This is a genomic window from Metasolibacillus sp. FSL H7-0170, assembly GCF_038593115.1.
In the GTDB taxonomy this organism is placed as follows: Bacteria; Bacillota; Bacilli; order Bacillales_A; family Planococcaceae; genus Metasolibacillus; species Metasolibacillus fluoroglycofenilyticus.
Genome location: NZ_CP151964.1, coordinates 3,536,038 through 3,560,624 on the forward strand (window position 1 = coordinate 3,536,038; position 24,587 = coordinate 3,560,624).

At 37.6% G+C, this 24,587-nt stretch carries 17 protein-coding genes and 1 pseudogene; 12 read left to right on the top strand and 6 right to left on the bottom strand.

Features of this window, described 5'->3' with window-relative positions; translation table 11 throughout:
- A complete protein-coding gene (locus MHH70_RS16555) occupies positions 1-903 on the bottom strand; it encodes an AraC family transcriptional regulator (RefSeq protein ID WP_342472028.1) in 903 nt (300 codons plus the stop codon).
- Between the two features lie 312 nt (positions 904-1,215).
- On the opposite strand from MHH70_RS16555, the gene MHH70_RS16560 reads away from it, so the two are divergent.
- Complete coding sequence (locus tag MHH70_RS16560; RefSeq protein WP_342472029.1) at positions 1,216-2,454, top strand: hydantoinase/carbamoylase family amidase; 1,239 nt, start codon at positions 1,216-1,218, stop codon at positions 2,452-2,454.
- Between the two features lie 178 nt (positions 2,455-2,632).
- On the opposite strand, the gene MHH70_RS16565 is transcribed toward MHH70_RS16560, so the two are convergent.
- Complete coding sequence (locus tag MHH70_RS16565; protein ID WP_342471849.1) at positions 2,633-3,871, bottom strand: IS110 family transposase; 1,239 nt, start codon at positions 3,869-3,871, stop codon at positions 2,633-2,635.
- 617 nt (positions 3,872-4,488) lie between these two features.
- On the opposite strand from MHH70_RS16565, the gene MHH70_RS16570 reads away from it, so the two are divergent.
- Positions 4,489-5,655, top strand: coding sequence for a M20 aminoacylase family protein (locus tag MHH70_RS16570; protein ID WP_342472030.1), 1,167 nt, complete (start codon positions 4,489-4,491; stop codon positions 5,653-5,655).
- The gene (gene dpaL, locus MHH70_RS16575; RefSeq protein WP_342472031.1) at positions 5,652-6,845 is read left to right on the top strand and encodes a diaminopropionate ammonia-lyase; all 1,194 of its coding nucleotides are present in this window, start codon (positions 5,652-5,654) and stop codon (positions 6,843-6,845) included. Before MHH70_RS16570 ends, dpaL begins: the two co-directional genes overlap by 4 nt.
- A 293-nt stretch (positions 6,846-7,138) precedes the next feature.
- Here the strand turns inward: dpaL and MHH70_RS16580 are convergent, their stop codons facing one another.
- The gene (locus tag MHH70_RS16580) at positions 7,139-9,064 is read right to left on the bottom strand and encodes a DUF2207 domain-containing protein (protein ID WP_342472032.1); all 1,926 of its coding nucleotides are present in this window, start codon (positions 9,062-9,064) and stop codon (positions 7,139-7,141) included.
- A gap of 212 nt (positions 9,065-9,276) precedes the next feature.
- On the opposite strand from MHH70_RS16580, the gene MHH70_RS16585 reads away from it, so the two are divergent.
- A complete protein-coding gene (locus MHH70_RS16585) occupies positions 9,277-10,989 on the top strand; it encodes a methyl-accepting chemotaxis protein (RefSeq protein WP_066166863.1) in 1,713 nt (570 codons plus the stop codon).
- A gap of 412 nt (positions 10,990-11,401) precedes the next feature.
- On the opposite strand, the gene MHH70_RS16590 is transcribed toward MHH70_RS16585, so the two are convergent.
- Positions 11,402-12,679 carry a trypsin-like peptidase domain-containing protein gene (locus MHH70_RS16590; RefSeq protein WP_342472034.1) on the bottom strand — a complete coding sequence of 426 codons (1,278 nt, stop codon included), beginning with the start codon at positions 12,677-12,679 and terminating at the stop codon, positions 11,402-11,404.
- A 205-nt stretch (positions 12,680-12,884) separates the two neighbouring features.
- On the opposite strand from MHH70_RS16590, the gene MHH70_RS16595 reads away from it, so the two are divergent.
- On the top strand, positions 12,885-14,207 hold the full coding sequence (locus tag MHH70_RS16595) for a transglutaminase domain-containing protein (protein WP_342473224.1): 1,323 nt from the start codon (positions 12,885-12,887) through the stop codon (positions 14,205-14,207).
- 191 nt (positions 14,208-14,398) lie between these two features.
- On the opposite strand, the pseudogene MHH70_RS16600 reads toward MHH70_RS16595, so the two are convergent.
- A pseudogene (locus MHH70_RS16600) lies at positions 14,399-14,866 on the bottom strand (transposase); the annotation flags it as partial.
- Positions 14,867-15,088: 222 nt separating this feature from the next.
- Between MHH70_RS16600 and MHH70_RS16605 the strand changes: the two are divergent.
- The 6 genes from MHH70_RS16605 (at position 15,089) to MHH70_RS16630 (ending at position 23,035) form a co-directional block, all read left to right on the top strand.
- Positions 15,089-15,727, top strand: a complete 639-nt coding sequence (locus MHH70_RS16605; protein WP_107943205.1) for a hypothetical protein — start codon at positions 15,089-15,091, stop codon at positions 15,725-15,727.
- 519 nt (positions 15,728-16,246) lie between these two features.
- Positions 16,247-17,458 carry a serine/threonine transporter SstT gene (gene sstT / locus MHH70_RS16610; protein ID WP_342472035.1) on the top strand — a complete coding sequence of 404 codons (1,212 nt, stop codon included), beginning with the start codon at positions 16,247-16,249 and terminating at the stop codon, positions 17,456-17,458.
- A gap of 140 nt (positions 17,459-17,598) precedes the next feature.
- Positions 17,599-17,988: a MerR family transcriptional regulator gene (locus MHH70_RS16615; protein ID WP_235616057.1), complete on the top strand. Its 390-nt coding sequence runs from the start codon at positions 17,599-17,601 to the stop codon at positions 17,986-17,988.
- On the top strand, positions 17,981-19,471 hold the full coding sequence (locus MHH70_RS16620) for a long-chain-fatty-acid--CoA ligase (protein WP_066166853.1): 1,491 nt from the start codon (positions 17,981-17,983) through the stop codon (positions 19,469-19,471). Before MHH70_RS16615 ends, MHH70_RS16620 begins: the two co-directional genes overlap by 8 nt.
- Positions 19,472-19,484: 13 nt before the next feature.
- A complete protein-coding gene (locus MHH70_RS16625) occupies positions 19,485-21,155 on the top strand; it encodes an acyl-CoA dehydrogenase family protein (RefSeq protein ID WP_342472036.1) in 1,671 nt (556 codons plus the stop codon).
- Between the two features lie 467 nt (positions 21,156-21,622).
- Positions 21,623-23,035: a sugar phosphate isomerase gene (locus MHH70_RS16630; RefSeq protein WP_342472037.1), complete on the top strand. Its 1,413-nt coding sequence runs from the start codon at positions 21,623-21,625 to the stop codon at positions 23,033-23,035.
- A gap of 60 nt (positions 23,036-23,095) precedes the next feature.
- Here the strand turns inward: MHH70_RS16630 and MHH70_RS16635 are convergent, their stop codons facing one another.
- A complete protein-coding gene (locus MHH70_RS16635) occupies positions 23,096-23,920 on the bottom strand; it encodes a methyl-accepting chemotaxis protein (RefSeq protein WP_066166844.1) in 825 nt (274 codons plus the stop codon).
- Between the two features lie 313 nt (positions 23,921-24,233).
- Between MHH70_RS16635 and MHH70_RS16640 the strand changes: the two genes are divergently transcribed.
- The gene (locus tag MHH70_RS16640) at positions 24,234-24,578 is read left to right on the top strand and encodes a DUF3307 domain-containing protein (protein WP_066166839.1); all 345 of its coding nucleotides are present in this window, start codon (positions 24,234-24,236) and stop codon (positions 24,576-24,578) included.
- The last annotated feature ends 9 nt before the right edge of the window (positions 24,579-24,587 follow it).

Here is a 24,587-nt window from a genome sequence, read left to right on the forward strand (position 1 = left end):
TTAAATATTTGTTTGTACTCGATATTTATTGCGGTATTGAAGTGGCGCAAGATGATAATTTTTACGGAATAGCTCTACAAAATAGCTTACTTGGTTAAAGCCAACCTCCTCGCTAATTGCAGAAATTGATTTATTTGTATGAAGAATCAAATCTTGCGCTATATAAAGTCGGTGTTTGTTAATAAATTTTATTGGTGGTAAACGTGTGTATTTTTGAAATAGCCGCGTGCAAGTATTTTTATTAATTAATGCACAGCTTGTTAAGTCATTGATTGTAATAGTATTTCTGTAATTTTTCTGGATGTATTGCAGCATTTGATTGAAAACAGCTATTTCATTTTCCTCATTATTTTTCGTTGCAGCATCATAATGTGTGAGTAAATGTTCTATCAACATTGTTAAAAAAGCGATAACTGAAAAGAGTGCTGGTTTTTGGCTGTCTATCCATTCAGCTAGCTTAACCTTTTGTTCAAGCGATAATGGTAGCAAATAATAGGCAAACGGATTTTTCTCGAAAAATGGCTCCACATGTGCTGTTAGCAGCCTTGGATGAAAAAAGTTTAAATCGAAATTAATGCATAGTACATTGGCGTTTTGGTCAATCGTTTTAGAGCTATGGAGCTGCTTATTATTAATAAGTAAAAGTGAATTTTCTGTTATCGTAATAACTTTATTATTAATTTGATACTCAAGTGAGCCTTGATACACCCAAATCATTTGTAGCGCATTATGCCAATGGATAGGAATATAATCTGAACGTAAATGATGATAATCCTGCGTAAATATAGCAATTGCATAGTCCTCAAAATGATAATTAATTTGTTCCTCTAAATCCTCTGTTAACTTAATTTCAAAGATTGTACCGTCTATAATATTTTGCGCAATTGGTTTTGAGCTCGTCATCTGTTATCCATTCCTTTCATCATTAGATTTTACATAAAATGAAAATTTAATATGCAAGTCGTTATCGAATTTTTATAGATTACGAATATAGGATAAATCTGATAAAAATAATTGTAAAATTTATAGAAAGAATATTCAGACTGTAGTTATAGTAGTTGTAATAGCAATATTTTAACGTATTGGGAGGCAGACGTTAAATATTTAGTGTGTTATTAAATGTGATAAATATTTAGTCTATAGTTTTTTATTTTCGATGGATTGTTAGCCTTATGGACTGAATTGTTAATACAGGAAAAAGAAAGGGGAAGGACGATGGAATATAGCTTAAATGAAGGTGCAATGCGTGTCATTCAAGATTTAAAGGAGCTTGCTGCACTCTCATCAAATGAGCATGGGGCACAGCGCGTAGCATGGACAGTGCTCTGGCAAACGTCACGTGATTGGTACCGCCAAAAGGCTGAAGCGCTCGGAGCAGAGACTTCGATGGATAGCGCAGGCAATATTTGGACGAAGATTGAAGGAGAGAGCACCGAGGCTATTGTTATTGGCAGTCATTTAGATAGTGTACCGAATGGTGGCTGGCTCGATGGGGCGCTTGGTGTATTGGTAGGGCTTGAAGCGTTAAGACGTTACACAATTGATGGCAAGAAGCCTAAAAAAACAATTTATGTTGTAGATTGGGCAGATGAGGAGGGGGCACGCTACGGCTATAGCTGCTTAGGCTCTTCAGCAGCAAGTGGTTCTTTAAATATTAATGAATTAATAGGTCGTGTTGATTTAAGTGGTATAGCTTTTGAAAAGGCAGTAACTGAATTTCAAGTTACACCAGAGAAAATGCTGCAAGCACAGCAGGAGTTTTTAATAAAAAATATTCAAAGCTATTTAGAGCTGCATATCGAGCAAGGTCCTATTTTAGAAAAAGAGCAAAAGGATGTTGCCTGCGTATTTGGAGCCGCAGGAGTAGAGCGTCATTATATTGATTTTTCAGGACAGGCAGCACATGCAGGCTCATTTCCAGTACCTATGCGCCGAGATGCATTTTTAGCAGCGGCTGAGGCTGCATTAGCGTTTAGAAAAATTGCATTAAAATATAATGCGGTTTGCACAGTAGGTCAAGTGCAGGTACAGCCAGATGTTGTAACAATTGTGCCCGGAAAATGTACTATCTCCTTAGATATGCGAACGATTGATGTCAAGGATTTGCAAAAAATGTACGAGGAAGCGCAAGCTACTACTGAAAAAATAGCGAGTACGAATGGTGTTTCTGTCGAATGGCGAAAAGTTTATTCAGTTGCACCACAATTATTTGATAATCAATTGATTCGTTTATGTGAGCAAGCAGTAGAGGAGGAAACAGGTGAGGCAACGAAGATGTATTCAGGCCCTCTACACGATGCAGTTGAAATGGCAAAAGTAGTACCAACCGTAATGATGTTTATAATGTCCGAAGGCGGTTTATCGCACACGAAAGAGGAGCATACACCTGAACCGAAGCTGCAAGTAGGCATTCGTGCATTTTTAAGATTAATTCATTACGTGGTAGAACATTGATGTAAGCACAGTGGTGTAATGTCAACCATTAAAAACAGTAAAATTGGAAATTCTTAAGTGCTGTAACTGCTAAATGACCATTTTTAGGCGCACTCAAATAAACCTCGCGTTTTCCAACTAAAAATAGTTAAAAAATGGAAGTTTGGAAAACGGCTAAAGAAAAGTGAGAAATTGTTGGTTATTCTCTCCTTTCTTCTTTCGGAATGTACAACTGTTTCGTGCGTAGTAGCGAATGCACGAGTCGTACAAGTTTTCTAGCGGTTAAGACGAGAGCGCGTTTGTGTTGATGCTTGGTTACTTCATGGTATTTCTTTTGATAAAAGGCTTTATATTCGGTGTCATGTTTTCGTATGGCGTCTGATGCTTGCACAAGATAATAGCGTAAATACTTATTACCGGTTCGCATTCGGCTGGTATCCTCGGCTTCATACTCGCCTGACTGATACTGTGTCCATACTAAACCTGCATATTTCGCTAAAGCGTGATGATCATCAAAACGATGAATATCCCCAATCTCAGCGATTAAGCCCGCTGCGTACACGGGACCGATGCCTTTTACCGATGTTAATGTTTGTGGAATGCCTTTCATAATGCGCTCGATTTCCTTATCAAGACGCTTCACTTGGCTTTCGATGTGTTGAATGGTGCTTAAAATCACGGATAAAGAGAGATTAACCGGATCGGCCATCACTTTATCTAAACGGTACGAATTACGTGCGAGCTGCTTGAGATATTTCGCAATCTCTTCCGGCTCTGCAAAACGATTTTTGCCTTTCTCTTGAAGGAATTCGACCAGTTCCTCCAAAGGCATATCGGCAATGATGCCAGGGTCCAGTTCTTCAATGACCGCAATGCTTGTCGCACCGAATGTATCGGAGAACGGATTGTCTTGGCGTAAGCCACTAAATTTTAAGTACAGTTGATTTAACATGTACGTTTTATTACGCGCAATTTCATGGACTAAATGGAATCGTGTGCGTGTTAAACGACGCAGTGCATCATAGATTAAGGTTTCTTGCATTTCATGTGGCAATCGTCCAAAGCGTAGATGATCCGCAATAACCCAGGCGTCTACTTTGTCGTTCTTCGGTAACGTATCATAGCCCTTCTTAAAACGAGCTACTTTACGGGCGTTGAGCATATAAATCGCTGTTTGAAGATGGGGTAAGACTTTCTTACATTGTGCTTTTAAGTAATGGGCAAGGTGCCAACTATATTGATCCGTGGCTTCCATCCCAATTTTTAATTGATCTGTTTGATTTTTTTCCGCTGTTCGTACAATTTTATGAATCAAGGTGTCCGCACCTATAACATCATTTTGAACAGAAAAATCAGCGAGTGTGTGTCCCTCTCCATGCATGAAATGGACATGATGGGAGCGCAAACTCACGTCAATACCGACTAGCATTTGTGACATGCCAATCACCTCCTAAGGGGGAATTAATCAAGATACACTCAGACCTGGGTGCCCACCCGAATCATCGATGTCTGCCTCGTTATCAGCAATCGCAAGCAGAAGACCATAAATGAGCGCTACACTCTCTTCTAAACCTTGCGTCGCAGCCAGTGGTTAGACCTTCAATAATGAACGATGGGTAGCAGGCTTATTAAGCAGTACAATGGATGTCTGCAAGGAGGGAAAGCTATTTCCTGCGAATACCTTGTCTGTTCCATTGTCGCATGGACACAGGGCTGAGTGAACTATTTTGGATGAATAAAAAAGGACGAAGTACTGAAATGGAGCTTCCTCCATCCTTCGCCCATGTGCTATAAAATTAGGTTAAAAAAGTGTATGACAAATAAACAGGTAAGCACCTGTAGGCAATACTTAAAATAGTATTTAACAAAAAATGATGATTTCCTTTTGGCTCCCTCGGTAAAGCAGGGGTCAAACAGGTAAAACATAAAACAAGAGTGAGGGAGCCAATCGGCGACCACTTCCTATAGGAAATCCAACAGATCCCCCAGCTGTCCGGATCAACTGGAAATTCTATCGGAAAGAGCTCTTACTACTAATATACGAGGAGGATAAAAATGAACAAAAATGAATTGCAAAAGCAGCTTATACAATGGCGACATCATTTGCATCAATACCCTGAAACGGCGTTTGAGGAAGTTAAAACTTCAGCCTATATTGCACAGGAGCTGAAAAAAATGGAGTTGGACGTTCACGAAAATATCGGTGGTACGGGTATTGTGGCAAGCCTAACTGTCGGCAATGGAAAGAAAATAATTGGTTTGCGAGCAGATATGGATGCATTGAATTTAACGGAAGTGAGGGAGCTTTCTTATCGCTCTAAGCATCATGGGAAAATGCATGCATGTGGGCATGATGGGCATATGACAACATTATTAGGGGCTGCTAAATTACTTACTACTAGGAAGAATTTTAATGGCACTGTTCGTTTCATTTTCCAGCCTGCTGAAGAAATTGGTAAAGGTGCACAGGCGATGATGGACGACCAGCTATTCGAACGCTTTCCAGTAGATGAAATCTATGGTTTACACAATATGCCGGGGCTTCCCGCGGGCACAATACAAACCCGACCGGGCCCCATTATGGCGAGTGAGGATAATTTTATTATTCGTATTAAAGGAAAGGGCTCTCACGCATCAAGTCCACATATGGGAATTGACCCGTTAGTAATTGCCGCAGAAATTATTATTGCACTGCAAACGATTGTTGCCCGTAATGTCAATCCAAATGATACGGCAGTCATTTCTTGCACAGAAATATGGACAGACGGGATTCGCAATGCAATTCCCTCAAATGTAGAAATTAAAGGGGATACGCGTAGCTTCACACCAAAAGTGCAGCAGCTACTAGAACAAAGAATGAGAAGCATTTGTGAGGGAATTTGTGCGATGCATGGCGCTACCTGTGAATTTCAATATACACATGAATTTTCACCGACAATTAATGAGGAAGGCTGCACGGAAACAGCCATCAAAGCAGCTACCAATATCGTAGGAAATGAAAATATCAATGCAAGTTGTGAGCCATTTATGGCATCAGAGGATTTTGGTAAATTTTTAGAAAAGATTCCAGGTTGCTTCGTATTTCTAGGGAGCAGGGTATCGAACGAGGAAATTATACCGCTCCACAATGCTCTATATAATTATAACGATGCTATATTAGCAACAGGTGCAGAATTTTTTGCAGAAATCGTTAAACTTCGTCTAGGAGGGGATTGGGAATGAAATTAGTAAAACATAATCGCAAAACAAAGCCGGGCACAAGCATTGATTTTTTAGGGCTAAAGGAAGCGGAAAAAGTACAGGCATTTCATAGAAGCTTTCCGCAATATGAAGCAACTCCTTTAGCTGTTTTAGATAATTTAGCTAAAGAATTGAATGTTAGTAAATTATTTGTTAAGGATGAATCGTACAGATTTGGTTTAAACGCATTTAAAGCATTAGGTGGTTCGTATGCCATTGGGTTATATTTAGCTAAAAAATTAAATATAAAGCCAGCCGAATTAACTTACGACAAGCTTGTTTCGTCAGAAGTGAAGGAGCAACTGGGCGAATTAACCTTTATTACTGCAACAGATGGTAACCATGGGAGAGGCGTTGCATGGACAGCACAGCAACTAAGGCAAAAATCAGTTGTTTATATGCCGAAAGGCTCTTCGGAAGAAAGGTTGAACCATATTAAAAACTTAGGCTCAAAGGCCTCTATTACAAATGTCAATTATGATGATACAGTTCGATTAGCAGCTGAGCATGCTGAACAAAATAATTGGGTGCTCGTACAAGATACAACGTGGGAAAATTATGAGGAAATTCCGAAAAACATTATGCAAGGCTATATGACGATGGCTATAGAAGCCTATGAGCAGTTAAAGCAATTAGATGAAAAGCCTACCCATATTTTTATACAAGCAGGCGTTGGCTCAATGGCCGCAGCTGTTCAAGGTTTTTTTGCAGATGTTTATGGGGAAGAACGACCAATTACCATTGTTGTAGAACCCGATAAGGCGGATTGCCTATTTAAAACAGCCGAAGCAAACGATGGTCAGCTTCATTATGTTAAAGGTGATATGGATACGATTATGGCAGGGCTAGCATGTGGCGAGCCAAGCACATTAGGCTGGCAAATTTTAAATGATTATGCCGATGCGTTTTTATCTTGCCCTGATTATATTGCTGCGCAGGGGATGAGGATTTTAGCAGCACCTATTAAAGGTGATGTACAAGTAATTTCTGGGGAATCAGGAGCTGTTGGTATAGGAGCATTGAGTGAAATGTTAAGGAAAAGTGAGTACATGCATTTAAAGGAGCAGTTAAATATTAATGGCAGTTCAAAAATATTGTTCTTTAGCACAGAAGGCGATACTGACGCAAAGCATTATCAGAAGGTAGTATGGGACGGGGCTTATCCGGTTTGAGTTTTAAAGAAAAGTAGAATTACTGAGGCTATCTCCAAATTCAAATTTCTCCTCAGTATAGTGAAAAATTAACTCTATCTTTATCTTAAATTTAAAAGTAAGTCGCTAAACTCGGTCTTTCTCCTGTTTTCGAAGAAATATTTTAGCTGAGCCTTTACTAATTTCGGCTGAGGAATAATGGATGAAAACGCGATAAAATAATGCAAGGGGGTACCCAAAAATCATTTGGAATCCCCCCTTACAGTCCCATTCATATTTCAAAACCCAACGAGATGAAAAGGTTTGGGGTTTTTTTAGTCTGCACCAGCACCGCCCCCACCATCGCCGCTCCCCCCTCCACCTCCGCTATATCCTCCTCCATCAGAATAACTGCTGCTACTTGATTTGTCGGAGGACATAAAAGCGAATGGTGGGTTACTTAATTTCCATGTTGTTAGTAGATAGTCAAAAGGGTCGCCATTTGTCAAAATAAATGTGGCTAGCGGTGTCTCGTCAATTTTATCTTTATGAATTGCGATTTTCTCCGTTTTTAAAAGAAGTGCTAGTGCTAACTGTTCATCTAGTGTGATGACAGATGAAATGGGAAAAGGAGCTACCTTTTTAAAAGCGTTAATATGCCTGCGTATTTTTATTGCTTCTTTTGATAAAAAAAACGGTGGAAGTGCAGTGAAAAGAAGAGCACTTGCCAATATAAAAAAGCTATAAGAAAGACGTAATGGGCTATCTATAAAAAAGTAAGAAATAATAAAGGAAATTGCAAAAAATAGATACATTGGCTTTCGGTTATATGTGACATTTCCTTTTCTCAAACAATAGACTGCACTAATAATATAAAATGTTAGTGCCAGGCCTGAAAGGGCTTCAGCAAAACTAGCAAAAATAATGCTAATAAGTACGATGGCTAAAAGTATTTTGCTTATTAATTTGCTCATGCTATTGCTCATTATGCCTGCTTCTTTCATTTCTTTGACAACATCGGTATACCAAATTTGCTCCTTTTGCATAAAACGGGAACGGCGGATATAGTGACCATGCATATCTTTCTTTTCTTTTTTCTCTTGCAATGTCGCACCATAAATATTGCTTATTGAAAAGATGCGAGAGCCACCTTTAACTTTTCGTGTAAAAAGCCAGTCAACTAAGGTCATTTCACTACTCGAAAGGGTTGTATCCCCCTTTTTTAAAGTGAATTTCAACGTTTTTGCCGGTGCGTCCTCATCATGTGCAAAGCGTACAGGTGTAGTCGTCTCACTTATCGTAACGAGTCCCTTTCTGACAAGCGCTAATATCCCAGCGAAAAAAGCATAGTTATCTTTTTGACCAACGCGGTCAATCATATAAAGTTGCAATGGGTCGTGCATCAATATGGTATCGTCAAATGGAGTACTACGTGCTATACGTTGTGGTATTAATCGTAATAGAAAAGCAGCACTTAAACATAAAATAGCGATTATGAATATAAAATGAGCCATTTTCAATAAAAATTGTGCATCCTCAAGTTTCATTTGCTGCAATTGCTGTTCTTCTTTGAGCGCCTGCTGTAAAGACATTGGAGCAGGCTGTTTTGACTGTGCAATCATAATGTTCGAAGGGTACAACAAACGTGCTTCCGTGTATTGTCTTTTTGCTGAGAGAGGAATAAAAAATCGAACAACTTCCTCTGTTTGTCCTGTAATTTCTCCGTCTGCTCCATGAAGGAATGGGTAATAATTTTGCATTGCCTGTGGGAAAACGAAATCGATTGTCACATTATGCAAATCATCTGAATGATTGCTTCCCATGCCAAAGAAAGGGATTGTCAAATCACTATATGTGTCATAGGAGCGAACGGCGTTTTTTAGTTTATATAGGAAAAAAACCGTTATCTTTTCATCATTACTAGGAAGCTCAGCATTGTATGTATTGCCTTCTAAATCAACATTTAAGGGCTGTAGTTGGTCCTTCCCAATAAAGCCAGGTTCCGCATTATGATTTTGCAATAAATGAGCTTCAAAAAATTCAACACCATCATGGCCATCTGCTTGAATGGAACGTTGGATTTTTTTGTATTGCCCAGAAAAAGAATAATTAAAAACTTCATTAATGAGCACATCTCCATTTGGTTCAATCCATGCTTTAATATGTACACGGTCAATTGAAAAAGAACGTGCATCTACATAATGAGCAGTGCTCAAAAAAATAATAAAAGTAAACAGTATAATCATATATTCTTTCTTCAAAAACACACCTCCTTTCTTTATTATATACATACTATTTCTATTATTGTAGAGATTAGTAATAATATGATACGAGAGGGAATTAGAACTATGGGGAGCGGCGTGCTAAATTAAAAGGAAATAGCGATTTTCAAATGCTTTTAAAAAGATTCTTTTGAAATACATCTTTTTTATAGTATGATTGCTTCATACGAATAAAAAAGGAGAAATATATTATGAATCTGCGAAATTCATTGACTTTCCAACTTGGTACAATCATTGCTGGTATTTTAGTCGTGATGTTAAGCATTAGTTCATTTGCTACATATATCACAGCTTATAATAAAATATATGAGGCTGCAGGAATAGAAGCTTATGGCTGTGCTAATATTACGACAGGTTTAATTGCTGCTGCTGATGTTGAGCAAGCTTTAAATGGTAACGATGCGAAAAAGCAAGAAATGAGCGATGCTTTGAATTGGACAACAGCACATAAAAATATTTTTCAAACACAGTATATTTTAACGCTTGAAGGAACACTGCTAGCACTTGACCAGCATCTCGTGCAGGACGGTTTTAAAATTGGCGATGCATTTTATGTTGATGAGAAAGCTGTAAGCGCTTTATTACAGGACAAGCACCCAACATATTCTGAAATATACACTTATGGTGGGATGGAGCGTTTATCAGGCTATGCACCTATTTTCAAAGACCATGACCCAACGAAAGAAATTATTGCTATTAGCGTAATCGATTTTGATGCAAATATTGTTAAAGAGCGTACTTGGGATGTTGTACGCAATGGTATTTTAATAAGCATTTTCCCAATGTTTTTAGCGTCGGTAATTACAGGCTTCTTAATTCGTCGTAAAGTAAAGCCAATTAGCATTTTAATTAATCAAGCGAAAGAAATTGCAAATGGTAATTTAGCCGTTGATAAAACAATGATTAAAAACCATGATGAAGTAGGCGATTTAGCTTTAACTTTAAATCAAATGATAGACAATTTGCAAAGCATGATTTTATCAATGCGCCAGACATCACATACGCTATCTAGTAATGCGGAAAAGTCAGCAAGTACGTTGAACAGCATGACAGATACAATGAAGAGCGTAGCTGACAACATTAGTGAGGTTACAGGCTCAATTACTGGTGGGATGCACAATGCAGAAAAAGCGAGCGATGCACTTGCTGATTTAGCAAAAGAATTGCAGATAATGAAAACGAAGGCAGACCATACTGTAGAAAATTCTCACACGACATTGAAAATTGCACGAGATGGGGAGCAGCGTGCATTAGACATTAACAATGATATTGCCCTTATTCAAAAAGGCTCTGATGAAGTCAGCCAGACAGTTGAAAATTTAGTTGCATCTGCAACAAAAATTCAAGCAATTACGACAACGATTTCAGAGATTGCTGCGCAAACGAATTTGTTAGCACTCAATGCATCAATTGAATCGGCTAGAGCAGGTGAGCATGGCAAAGGCTTTGCTGTTGTGGCAGAGGAAGTACGGAAGCTAGCAGAGCAATCAAATCGTGAAGTGTCACAGGTGGAAACATTGGTGCAGGACATTATGGTCAATATTGAGCATGTGATTGCATCATCTAAGGACAATACGAAATATATCGAAAAAGGAACAGAAACTGTAAAGCTTACGACTGAATCTTTACATGCCATTTCGCAGGCAGTAACAGAAACAGTAGAAGAGATTATTGGTATTTCCTCAATGATGACAGCAGAGGCAGAAAAATCGGAGCATGTCGTACAAATGATTCAACATCTAACGATTGCGATTGGGGAAATTGAAACAGCGATGAACAGTCTAACGAGCGCTACTCTACAAACGACAGATAGCATCGACGAAGTAGCACAAAGCTCTAACGAAACAAACGAAATGGCCCATACATTAAACGAGCACGTGAAAGTATTTACATTGAAGGAATAAAAATTAATTATAGGATGCATCTGTGGCAAGGTTAAATCCCATTAGCTGGAGTGGCAATATAGCAAAATGATGGTTTTTAAAATTTGAGAAAACAGGTAAAGGGATAACGTTGTCTGAGCCTAAGGTGCAGATTTGGAAATGCTGAATAAATAGTAGGGTTGGAGGGGCGTCCCAAAAGCAGGCAATGCACTGCTTTTGAGACGCCTTTTGCGCTGTATTTTCAAAGGAATCACTAAATAAAATAGGGTGTAAGCGCCAATTTTAAAATGATATTTTTCAGCTGTGCGAAAGGGAAGTTCATTCTAAATACATTACACACAAGCAATGATTACGTGATGTATATATTATGTTGCTCATAGCTTCCGATAAATATAGGTTCGTATAATGCACCTGATAATTTCATTGTTCAAAATTAATGAATTGAAATATTAGAAATTTTAAATGCTTCATTTTGATCAATGATGACGGTGTAGGTTTTGTATCGGTCAAAATATTCATAATCGCCAGTGGCACTATAGAAATCAAAGGTTTCATTTGTCTGAACAAGGTATTTTCCACTTTCATATGTGACATTTAAAATATCATTACTAAGGAAGTGGAAAAAATGCCCCTCATAGGAGATATCATTAACATAATCTTCTAGCTCTTCATAAGCAACGCCTGTTACCATGTCTGCAATCCAATAAAAATTACTGTCGTTTAATGCATATTCATAGTACATGCGGAAAGACTGAACGAATTGACCAGCCAATAGGGCATCATAATCCTCTTCATAATACACCTCATTATCGCTCTCTCCATATGAATAATAATTATATATACCAGCTGTAGCCAATATATTTTCGCGTGTCATTGGCTGTGCAATCCATTCATCAAAATAGGACGTCATACTATAAAGAGGAATTGAAAAAGCAAAGTTCATGCTTGTTTCAGATGTATATACTAATGAATTAATACCAACAACCTTACCAGAGGTCGCATCAACTAAAGGTCCTCCGCTACTACCTTTGTCTATTTGAGCATCTACTTGATAAATTTGCTTGTAAATAAAGCGGTCAACTTGCTCATCTCGATTTTGCCCTGTAATATAGCCAGGGGAAGCTGTGTTTTCAAAGCCTTGGGGGCTACCAAATGCAATGACTTCTAAACCAATGGGAGACTCTTTACTTTCAACTGCAAGTGGCTCCTCATTTTCGTAGTCAGGGACATGTAATAGAGCAATATCAAAATGCTCAGAAATACCAATGACTTTTGCTGCATATTCTTGCCCATTAGAATTTCGCACGCTAACATCAATTTCGCCATCTACTACATGCGCATTTGTTGCAACATAACCACCTTTAGCATAAAGGAATCCAGAGCCAAGAGAATTAGAGGTGATAATCGTAAATACTTTTTGTTGAACATTTTTAATAAGCGTAACACGGTCTGTTGAATCAGAAACTTGTTCAATTATTTTATCGTTAGCAATCGGCTGCATGTTAATAACTGCTTTTTGAGAGTGGTTGTTTTCTTGTGTAAGTTTATAAACCTCCCAAACTCCATAGCCAAGCCCTCCAACAGCTAAAATTAACACTACTAAAAAAACTTGCATCCATACCGGCATTTTTGCCTTTTTTAAATCTGCTCCACAGGAAGAACAAAAATTAGCCTGCTCTTCATTTTGAGAATTACACTTTCTACATGTCATTTAACGTCCCTCCTTTATAGTACAAAATATTTATATACTTCTATAATAATATACCTACTTATAAAAATACTCTATATTTCTTGGAAAAGGTAGAACAATCAAAATTAAAAAAGAAAGTACGGAGTGTTGTTTCAATAATTTTAGTTGAAGGTTTCAATAAGTATTTTCCAGCCTATCCTTTATAATAGGAGATAAGAAAGGGGTGATGAGGATACTTGATGAACTGAGTAATTTAATCATATTTGCGGGAATTTGCTTCATCGCTACTTTGCTATTTATTTTTTCATTGAAATCATTTTTTTCTCAAATGGGCGTGCGGCGTCATTTGAAGAGGGAGCTGCGGCGAAATCGTGCAGAACTTCGACAGGCGAAGGGGAACAGGACGCAACGCTTTGAGGTATATAAGCGCGTATATAATAGTGCGATTTATAGTGGGCGTCGCTTTAGGAGGGCGCGGAGGCAAAGGAAGTATGAGCAACGTGTTAATGATGAGCTGAATTTGATGATTAAAAATCCGTTTACAGCACTATTTTCTTGGTTAAAGTCAATTATATTTGGATTTGCTACGCTGTTTTTATTGCTTAGTAGCTTATTATTTGGCTCGATTGCTGTGGATGAATTTAAGGCATCCTCTTTAACATTACCAACAGTTAATCCACAAATCGCATTAAAGCTAGACAGCGATTTTAATTTTGATTTTGAAAGGCAGTTTAATCAGCTTTTTAATATGTTTACGGAGCGTTCAAATTTTACTATTGAGAAGGTTGCAACGACGAATATTACACCTGTTTATAAGGAACAGGATTATCCAGAGGCTGTGACGAATGCAGAGCAGCTAGGGCAAGCGATGGCGTTTTATATGGGACAATTTGAAAATGCTTTTAAGATTGATTATTACGGGGTAGCACCTAATTTACAGCAAGTCGTGGACGATGCGATGCAATGGCTTGGAGAGCATGAGCCTTATTTATCTCGTTTGCGTAGAGAGTTAACTTGGCGGGCTAAAGATTATCGCAACGGATATATCGAATTTCAAGTCGAAACGACATACGATATGACAGCCGAGCAAAATGCACTTGTAAAGGGAATGGTGAAGGAAATTGTGAATGCTATGCCAAGCGATTTATCCGCTGTAAATAAGGTTAAATATGTAAACGATTATATTGTAACGAATACAGTGTACAATTTGAATAGTGAGGCGAGTCCATATACACCATACTCCATTTTAGTGAATGGTGAAGGTGTATGTGAGGGCTATGCATTAACTGCATTGCTTTTATTAGAGGAGCTTGAGATAGAAACAAAATATATTTCGGGTGAGGTTATTTCAGGTGAGCTACATGCTTGGAATTTAGTAAAGCTTGATGGTGAATGGTATCACTTAGATGTTACATGGAATGACCCAGTGCCTGACCAAGGTAATAAAGTGTTTTATAATTATTTTTTAATTTCCGACCAGCAAATTTCAAAAGACCATTTTTGGGATGTTTCTGCATTCCCTGCTACTGCAAAGGAAGGATATATGTAGCGGGGAGCCTTCTAACTAAAAAGATGGATAAAGCTATCCATCAAACATTAAAGAAAAAGAAAATAACTACAATTTTTAAAAGTGCCAAGCCAACAGCTTGGCCACTGAAAAACTTATAAGTGAATGTAATGTTAAAAAGGAGTTAATTCGTTCAAATTTGAACGAATTAACTCCTTTTTCAGTGGTATTTCTTACTCTGCTTCCTTCATTAAAGTTATAATTCTTTTGAGATTCACGGCGAATATGGTTGTTGCCCCTTGTATCTGCATACCAAATAGACCCGCGGAATTGGCTGTTTCATACACGTGTCTATGTTTCAACTCACTATTTTTCGCCTCAATTTTATAGCGCGATGTTGCTTTTTCTTTAAATTCATCGCTATTTTGAAACGCTTCCTGCTCTTCATGTTCTGTTGATTTAATCGTTACGGAATAGGTTTTACTTTTCGCACCTTCCTTGTAACAACCTTCACGTAACGGGCAAACCTTACATTTTTCAATATCAAAGTAGTAAGTTTGTGCTTGGTTTTGCCCTTGGTTTTTCTTTCTTGTCCGTGCTGTTCGAATAGCCATATGCCCTGCTTTACAAACATACATCCCTGCATCTTTATTGAATTCAAACTCATTTTCTTTAGCACGACTTCCATGTGTGATTCGCGGGACAGGTGAGACCCCGCAGTGGAGCGAAGCGACCGAGGAGGCTCACCGCCCGCTCCACGGAAAGCGTGCGCTCGGAACGGAAATCAACCGTTTTAGCGTAATTCCGATTCATGGGGACTTTTTCAGTGGCCTCGCCAACAGCTTGGCGCTTTTTTGCTTACACAAAAAAATTTCTAACAACATATGATGATATAAAGTTTTGTAAGAGAAGGGGGAAATGGATTGCTGAAAGTAGTGAGTGAGGCATTTTTTAAGCACTATATAGACCGAGAATTTTATATAAAAGGTATAAAATGGTATGTATGGATATGCTCATTAAGTCTAATTATGCTTATGATGTTTTTCATACTTTATGCATATCCAAACACACAAAAATTTAGATATATCATCGGTAGTATAGTATGTGGTATTGCTTCAGTAATTTATTTTAAGCATGAGAAAAATAAGAACAGTCACACTCAACTAGGGAATGAAAAGGAAACGTTTCAGGGAAATATCCAATTAATGAGGAAGGTATTAATAGAAAATAATATTATTAAACTTGAGCAACTTAATATGTTAATAAACTTAGCGGAGGCAGAGCTGACAGGTCTACGATTAAGCGAAAAATTGAGAAAATGGCTATACGGTATTATTTCGACCATTCTTATCCCGAGCACTGCCTTTGTATCGACATTAATCGGTAATTATGAGCAAACAATTAACTATGTATTACAGGTTTTTTCACTTGTTTTAATGCTATTAGTTATTTATCAGCCAATTAAATATTTATTGTATTGGTCACTTGATACAGAATTTCATCAAATGCTCATTTTGAAGCGTCATCTCGAGGATGTGAAGATGTTGGATTATGTAAGATAAAGTATCTAAATATACCCCTATAATTTTATATAATGTCAAGCGTGTTGAATATATAAATATTGTTTATAAATTAGCGTGTTTTATTAAGGGAAAATGCCTTTTATTAGGCATACACTCATTGATTGGAGACTAAAGGTAGAGAGGCTAATATCGCCATGTCCTGTGGCAACGCCTCTATAATCAATATCGTGTAGATTTCGAGCTAAAAATCCATTTATTTCAGCGAATGCAGAAATAAATTAGTTGAAGCCGTCCTCCGTAACGAAAATCAATGAATTACTAGGCATTATCTGTAAAATAAAAGATAATCAACACGCTTGATACAATGTAGTAGTATTTTGTTAACAATATTATAATCTTATCTATAATAAATCTACGAATAAATGCTTTTTATTTCATCTCAAAAATACAAAGAAATCACCTTTATGTGCATTTCAAAAATACAGTTGTGTTATTTCAATATAAAATGTATGATTATTTTACAAAAAAAATCACAACTTAGATTGACGGGGGAAAGAAATGAAAACATTGTTCGACAAATGGAATCGTATTAACCTTGTAAGCAGAATTGTTGTCGGTATTATTATCGGTATTGCTTTAGCGTTAGTGGTTCCAGAGACTGTAAGTGGTATTTCGATTTTAGGTACGTTATTTGTTGGTGCATTAAAGGCTGTTGCACCTATCCTTGTGTTTATATTAGTAATTAATGCCCTTTCCTCGCATGTTAGCGGTAAGGCAACAAATATGAAGACGGTTATTGTGCTTTATGCAATTAGTACATTTTTAGCTGGATTTGTAGCAGTAATTGTGAGCTTTATTTTCCCAACAGCGCTGACATTAAAAACAGGAGCTCAGGAAATTGCTCCGCCAAGCGGCGTTATGGAAGTATTGCAATCATTATTATTTAATATCGTGACAAATCCAGTGAGTGCAATTATGAATGCCAATTATCTTGGCATCCTAGCATGGGCTGTCTTACTCGGTATTGCGTTAAAGGTATCAAGCGATTCGACAAAGACTGTATTGGCAAATTTATCAGATGCCGTGACAAAAATTGTGCAATGGATTATTAGCTTAGCGCCAATTGGTATTATGGGGATTGTCTTTGATATTGTTTCAACAACAGGTTTATCGGCATTACAGGAGTATGGTCGATTAATTGTTATTTTAGTCGCAACAATGTTTTTCATAGCGTTAGTTATTAATCCACTAATCGTTTTTATTGTGACGCGTCGCAATCCATATCCACTTGTTTTAACATGTTTAAAAGAGAGTGGTATTACAGCATTCTTTACACGTAGCTCAGCAGCTAATATCCCAGTGAATATGGCATTAGCTGAAAAATTAAAGCTAGATAAAGATACGTATGCGATATCAATTCCGCTAGGGGCAACAATCAATATGGCGGGAGCAGCCGTTACCATTTCCGTTTTAACGATGGCAACAGCACATACATTGGGCATAGAGGTAGATATTTTCACAGCAGTTATTTTAATGGCCTTAGCAGCAGTTTCGGCTGCTGGTGCATCAGGTGTCCCGGGTGGCTCTCTATTATTAATCCCACTAGCATGTAGCCTATTAGGAATTTCAGATGATATTGCTATGCAAGTCGTAGCAATCGGCTTTATCATCGGGGTTGTACAGGATTCCTGTGAAACAGCATTAAACTCATCGTCAGATATTGTATTTACAGCAGCTGCGGAGTATGCGAAAGAGCGCAAGCAATTATAATTGATTCATAGTGTTTTGAAAGGTCAAGCCTTTCAAGGCACTTTTTTTGCGTATAAATTTCAGTTAATTCAGAAAATTATATTGAAGTTTACGTAAACGTCAATGCTATACTAATGAAAAAGTGGTGGGAGGAGATGATTTTGCAGACGATTCAAGAGGTAGCAAAGTTATTTAATGTATCGACAAGGACGCTTCGTTATTATGAAGAGCTCGGGCTACTTCATCCCGAGCGTTCCACAGGCAATCAACGAACCTTTTCTAAAAAGGAGCTAGCAAAGCTCAAGCTTATTTTTCGAGGGAAACGCTATGGGTTTTCGCTAGAGGAAATTAAAGAGATGGTGCTGCTCTTTGATATGGACCGCACAGGTATTCAACAGCTAGAGCGTACAGTTGAATACGGTACATTAAAAATGCAGGAAATTGATAAAAAAATAAAAGAGCTCACCCAAATGAAAGAAGAATTGCAGCAATTGCATAATATGTTCAGTACAAAATTGGCGAATTTAAAGGGAGAGATGGAAGATGAATAGTTCAAATTTATTAGCGCGTAATGCAAGAAAGTATCCAACAAATGAAGCGGTAGTTTGTTTAGGCAAGCGTTTGACGTATCAAGAGTTGGATGAGCAGGCGACGCGATTAGCTAATGCCTTATTAGCACAAGGGGTTCAACAAGGGGAAAAGGTTATTATTTTTATGCCTAATGTACCTGAGTTTGTTGTAAGTTATTTTGCGATTCAACGTATTGGAGCTATTGTTGTTCCAGTTAATGCGAAATTTATGCTCCAGGATGTGGAATATGTAGCGAATCATTCTGAGGCAAAGGCAATAATAGCACATGAGGCAATTTTTGCTGCTATTGAAAATATAGAGGATATAGCTGTAAAAATTAAAACAGGTCAGGATACAGAAGGCTGGCTTCATTATGATACATTGCTGAAACAAGCGAGTAGTGAGGCGATTGAGTGTCAATTGAAGGAGGATGACCCGTCCACAATTTTATATACATCAGGTACAACAGGGAAACCAAAGGGCGTACTATTTAGCTATCGTAACATTTTAGCAGTTGCACATATGATTGCGATTGAGATGGAAGTAAAGCCCGAAAGCCGAATATTGTTAATGATGCCATTAACACATTCAGCGCCATTACATTTATTTTTAATGGCTGGTGTACTAGTAGGCTCAACAAACGTGCTCACACCGACATTTACACCAGATTTATTTATTGATTCTATCGAACAGGAAAAAACAACACATTTCTTTGGAGCACCAGTTGCCTACTTATTAACAGCAGGGCTACCAAGATTACAGGAGGCTGATTTATCCTCAATGCAGTGGTGGGTTTACGGCGGTGCACCACTATCACAAAATGAAGTTCACTTCGTACAAAAAGCATTCCGTACTAACAATTTAACATGTGTCTATGGCTTAACAGAGGCTGGTCCTAGCGGCTCGCTCTTATTTGGTTATGAGCATGCGGAGAAGGCAGGCAGTATTGGACGACGTGCGCCATTTGGGACGGAGCTGCGCATTGTCAATGAAAATGGGGAAGATGTAGTCACTGGTGAAATTGGCGAAATTGTTTTATATGGTGAGGGCAATATGCTTGGCTATTACAAAGATGAGGCGGCAACGAAGGCGACATTTGTTAATGGTTGGCTGAAATCGGGTGATTTAGCAACTGTTGATGAGGATGGCTATATATGGATTGTTGACCGTAAAAAGGATGTCATTATTTCAGGTGGTATCAATATTTATCCAAAGGAAGTGGAGGATTGTCTATTAAGCTACGAAGGAATTTTTGAGGTAGCAGTGATTGGCATTCCGCATCCGCAATGGGGAGAAACGGTGAAGGCAGTTTACGCTGCGAAAACGGAAATTGACGAAGAAGCATTAAAGGCTTATTTAGAAAAGCATCTTACAAAATATAAAATTCCACGAATTTACGAGCGAGTGGAAGCGCTTCCACGCAATGCATCGGGGAAAATATTAAAGCAAACTTTAAAAAGCTAAGAGGTGAAAGCATATGAAGGTTTTACAGCAAGATGTAGCGAAAACAACTAATTTTTTTGAGGATGATGATACTTTACTAAAGGTACTGGAAAATATGCTGGATACAGAATTTTTAGCATATGCAACAAAGGAGCTTTCTCATTTTGGTGTGCTTTGTGCAGGTGAAATTGATGAGCGTGCAACGTTTACAGACCGTCAAGGGGAACCAAGATTACAAAGGTATAATGCCTATGGTGAAGAAGTATCAGAAGTTTTAGTCAATGATGGCTACAAAAAGACACTCGAGCAAACATATAAAACAGGTATTGTTGGCTACGTTCATAAAGCTATTCCCGAGCTCGGTAGAAAGGGGAATTATGTGTACAGCTTTGCTCAGGGTTATTTATTATCTCAAACGGAGCCTGGCTTTTATTGTCCAGTAACATTGACGATGGCGACAGCCTATTTATTAGACCATTATGCAAATGAAGAGGTGAAGGCTCGCTTTTTACCGCATGTTTGTGCAACGGGTGATACAGAGTTATATGAGGGGGCTACATTTTTGACAGAGCGTCAAGGTGGCTCAGATGTTGGGGCAAATATTGTGGAGGCTAGACAGGAGGGAGAGTGTTTCCGTCTATATGGTGAAAAATATTTTGCCTCCAATGCAGGGATGTGTGGTGTGGCGATGGTGCTTGCGCGGCTGGAGGGCGCACCAACAGGCTCAAAAGGCTTAACATTATTTGCAGTACCATGGCGCCAAGAAAATGGGCAGCTCAATCATCTACGCATTCGTCGACTAAAAGATAAGCTAGGTGTAAGAGCGGTGCCTTCGGGGGAAGTGGAATTTGACGGTGCGTACGCTTATATTGTGGGGGAGCAAAATAAAGGAATCTATTATATGCTAGAGGCTTTAAATTTATCAAGAATTTGCAATGCGGTTGCATCGATTGGCATTATGCGACGAGGCTTTATCGAAGCGAAGCATTATGTAACAAATCGCTATGCCTTTGGGAAGCCATTAACGCAATATCCGATGATACAAGATTCACTTAGCAAATATGCAGCGAAATTACATGTTGAGACCGCGACAGTTTTTGATCTTATTCAGCTTTATGATAAGGTGACGAGCGGGCATTGTACGGAGCAGGATATTATTATGAATCGCTTAAACATTGCGGTAATGAAAAAAGAAACAGCGGAGCAGGCTGTTCATTATGCAAGTGAAGCAATCGAACTACATGGTGGCAACGGCTATATTGAGGACTTTGTCACACCGCGTTTATTAAGGGATGCGCAGGTGCTTACTGTCTGGGAGGGAACAGCCAATATTTTGGCATTAGAGCTTATTCGCTTAGTTGATAAATTTAAGGGGCATGAATTATTTGTGAACGTGATGCGTGAGCGTTTGGCACAGCTACTGGCGAATGAATTAACACAAATTGTGGCGGAGCAATTAGATAAACTAGAGGTGATGTTGCAAACATTTAGTTCATTAGATGAGGCAACAAAAACCTTTGAAGCAAAGCAAGTAGCAGAAAAAATGGCGCAGCTTTATGAAAGTGTTGTAGCAGTTGAATGGGCACAGAAATTCGGCGGTAAATATGAAAAGCTAGCCATTATTTATTTACAGCAAGCTTGGGAATTACGTGAATTTGGCACTGCGATGACAACGGTGCAGTATTTCGAGGAGATTATTGGATAATAAATTTACAAGGCTGGGGCTGTCTAAAAGCCGAGCATAGCGGGCATTTTGGACAGTAGTGATGATGTTTCAATTCCTATAAACAGAAAACACCTCTTTTAAAAATGGGATGAACATTGGCTTTAGCAGTGTTAACCTTCAGTCAAAGGAAAGCGATGAAAGCATTTATTTCAGTGCGGTGTCAAAATAAAATGGACTTTTTGGACAATTCCAGCCTAAGTTTTTGCTAAAAAGCTTCGCTTCTGCGTTAGTCATATGAGAAGAGATAATACGTTCTATTTAATGCGATACGCGCGTATGAAAAATACTTTACTGAAAAGGTGTAAAAAAGTCGCCACTTTATTCTGTAAGAGCTCGATTGGTTCAACTAACAATTAGTGGGGGGAGGAAAAACCTCACTGATTGAAGTTTCACTTTATGTTAGTTTTTTGAGCTATTTGGCTATATAACAGTAGGAGGCGACTTTTATGGTATGCGACAATACACATTTTATTTTTTATTACCCTTTCAATTATAGGCAATATGATTTTCGCCGATTTGAGAAAAAGTTGAAGGAGCAGCAATATTATCACTTCAAAATGCAGAACGACCCAGAAAGTCAAAAATATTACGGAAAAAATGTTGATGATTCGAGGGAAGCGTTAAAGCAATTTTTTTATCCTTTTATCGAAGAAAAATTATTAAATGAGCAAACTTCCATTATATATTTTAATCGCTATACAAAATTATTTCAGTTGGATGGAGAAATGATAACAGGCTTTGAAAATATTAAGTATACAATTCATAGTGTAGATATAATGCTATGTCCTTTTAGTGTTGGTATTATGTCTATTCGAATACAACTGCATAATGTAAAAGACATTCAGAGTGCTTTATCATTTGCTCATTATTTTCGTGTACTGAACCCGAAAGTCGAAGAGGATTGCGGAGCAAGTTTACAGTTGGATAAATGGTCTTTTGAAAATACAGAACAAATGATTTTTCAATTACTTGCTCCATTTTTAAATGATTTTTTTGTCGATTATACACATTTGCAGACGACAATTCCCTTTTTCGAGGATGAGCGTATGTATGTAAGTGCATTTATTCAGCTAGAAGAAGGGGAGGAAATCAGTGAGGAATTTTTGTTTAGGGCAGGACAATTAAATGGATATGATAAGAATGGTCAACAATATATGTTTACTAGTAACCATGACTATATTCAACGATTTGTGAAAAAGCATAGCTATGATAGGTATGCACCTCATTATTATATGCTAACAACATTACAGAGTCACATGCATATTTCAAATCAAAATAGTCAATTTACGAAACAAATGATAGCGCAATTTCACAGTATTATTTACTATATTGTCATCATTCATTATTTTTATAAATTAACGCTTCTGAAATTAACTTTTGAAAATAGTGAGTTAAAGTATTCAAGAAATAAACATATCGTTGAACAATTAATTGAGCAAATTACGAAATTTGCTTCTCGCTATTATTTTACAGAAGTATCTATGCGCGCAGAAGGTCATGAACTAACTCATTATTTTCGTGAGGTCTTTCGCATCGACATACAGTATCGTGAAATTAAAGAAACATTGGAAGAGCTCTATCGTGTACAGGAGGATCGTGCAGCAGATAGACTAAATCAATTATTATTTATTTTAACGATTTTTAGTATGATTTCAGGCATTTATGGGATGAATTTAGTTATTGAAGAATTAGACGAGCCGCTTAAATGGTCTAGTATTTTAGGCTTTACATTATTTGAATGGATGGCGTTTATTTTAGCCATTGGTGGTATTGCAATTAGTGTCTTTTTAATATTTGGACAAATCTTTCACATTGCAAGAAGTTTTGTTCAAAAAAGAAACACCCGAAAAAAATCATAACGAGTGAATAAAAAAAGCGGCTAATCACCTTGGAACAAGGGGACAGTCGCTTTTCGTTTATTATTTAAACGTACTTTGCATAAATGCTTTCATATCGTGGCTGAGAACGGTTAATTCTTCGATAATTTCGCTGAAATCATGGACTAACTGAGCCTGTTCATTTGTTGCCTCATTTACTTGTCCCATGTTTTGCTTTAAATTTTCTAAATTGCGGTTAATATTTTTTAATGAACCTTCAATATTTTCAGTTGCACTTGATGTTTCTTGCGACATTTTACGAACTTCTTGCGCTACAATATTAAAGCCAGCACCGTGTTGACCTGCGCGCGCTGCTTCGATTGAGGCATTTAAGCCAAGCAAGTTTGTTTGACGCGAAATATTTTTGATTAAGTCTGTAATTGTATTTGTCTTTTCAGCATCCTCTAATGCGTGCTGAGCTTGACGATTAATCTCCTCACTTGTTGCAGCCAATTCCTCAGAGTGAGAAGCGATTGTATGTACTTTGTCCTGCAACCCCGAAACAATGCTATTCATTTGCTCCATATATTTCTCAAGCTTAATGGCATTTGCAATAGGCAAGCCGAAAGCAAGCGCTCCTACTACTTTATTATTTTCATGAATTGGGAATGAAAAAGCATTTACCGCAACACCATATACATCCTCCGGAATAATGACGTTTGCATTTTTTCCATTGAAGGCGATAAATACATTTTCATCATTCGGGTTAATTTGATCTCCGTCTTTATAACCAGTGTCCACTTGCTTACCAGCTAAATATTTAATAATTTTGTTATCTTCTTTTCGACAAACAGCTACAATTGCTTCTTCTTTTAGTGCAAGGTGGATATAAGGTGCTGACATTGCAAGTGCTTCGATTATTTTCATAATAATTCCCCCAGGTCTAATTAATACAATGGCAATAATTACTTTTACTTTAACATAACAGCGAATAATTCAAAATCATTAATTCAAAAAAATAGCATTTAACTTTGTTAGAGTGTGGTTTACATAGATTAGATGACGAAAATATTCCTCAACTTTTAAAAAAAATTCTAATAATCATTTTTTTTAACCTAATTTTAACCTTGTGAAGTTATATTAATTTTGATGACTTACTTTTTGACTAAATAGAGGGCTTAGAATGTTGCTAGCAAGTAGAATAGCACAGGTAAGAAGCCATAATAGTTGGAGGTGTGTGTTGGACTTTTTAATATTAGTATTTGCACATTTATTAGCTGACTACCCTCTGCAAGGGGAATTTCTAGCGACGATGAAAGGCAAAAACTTTATTGTTTTATGTAGCCATGCAGGTATTTGGACTGGAACGGTTTTAATTGCCGCATATTTAATAGGTTATTCAGTGGAACTTTCAGATGTATTTATTTTATTTACTGTACATGCTGTAGCAGACTTTTTAAAGGCAAGGTCAATTGGAGTTTATAAAAATCTAGACCCAATGAGGATGGGATTATTTATAGACCAATTGATTCATATTTTACAACTTGTTATTTTTATGCTTTTTATGTCAGAAAAAATTTCATAGGAGATGGAG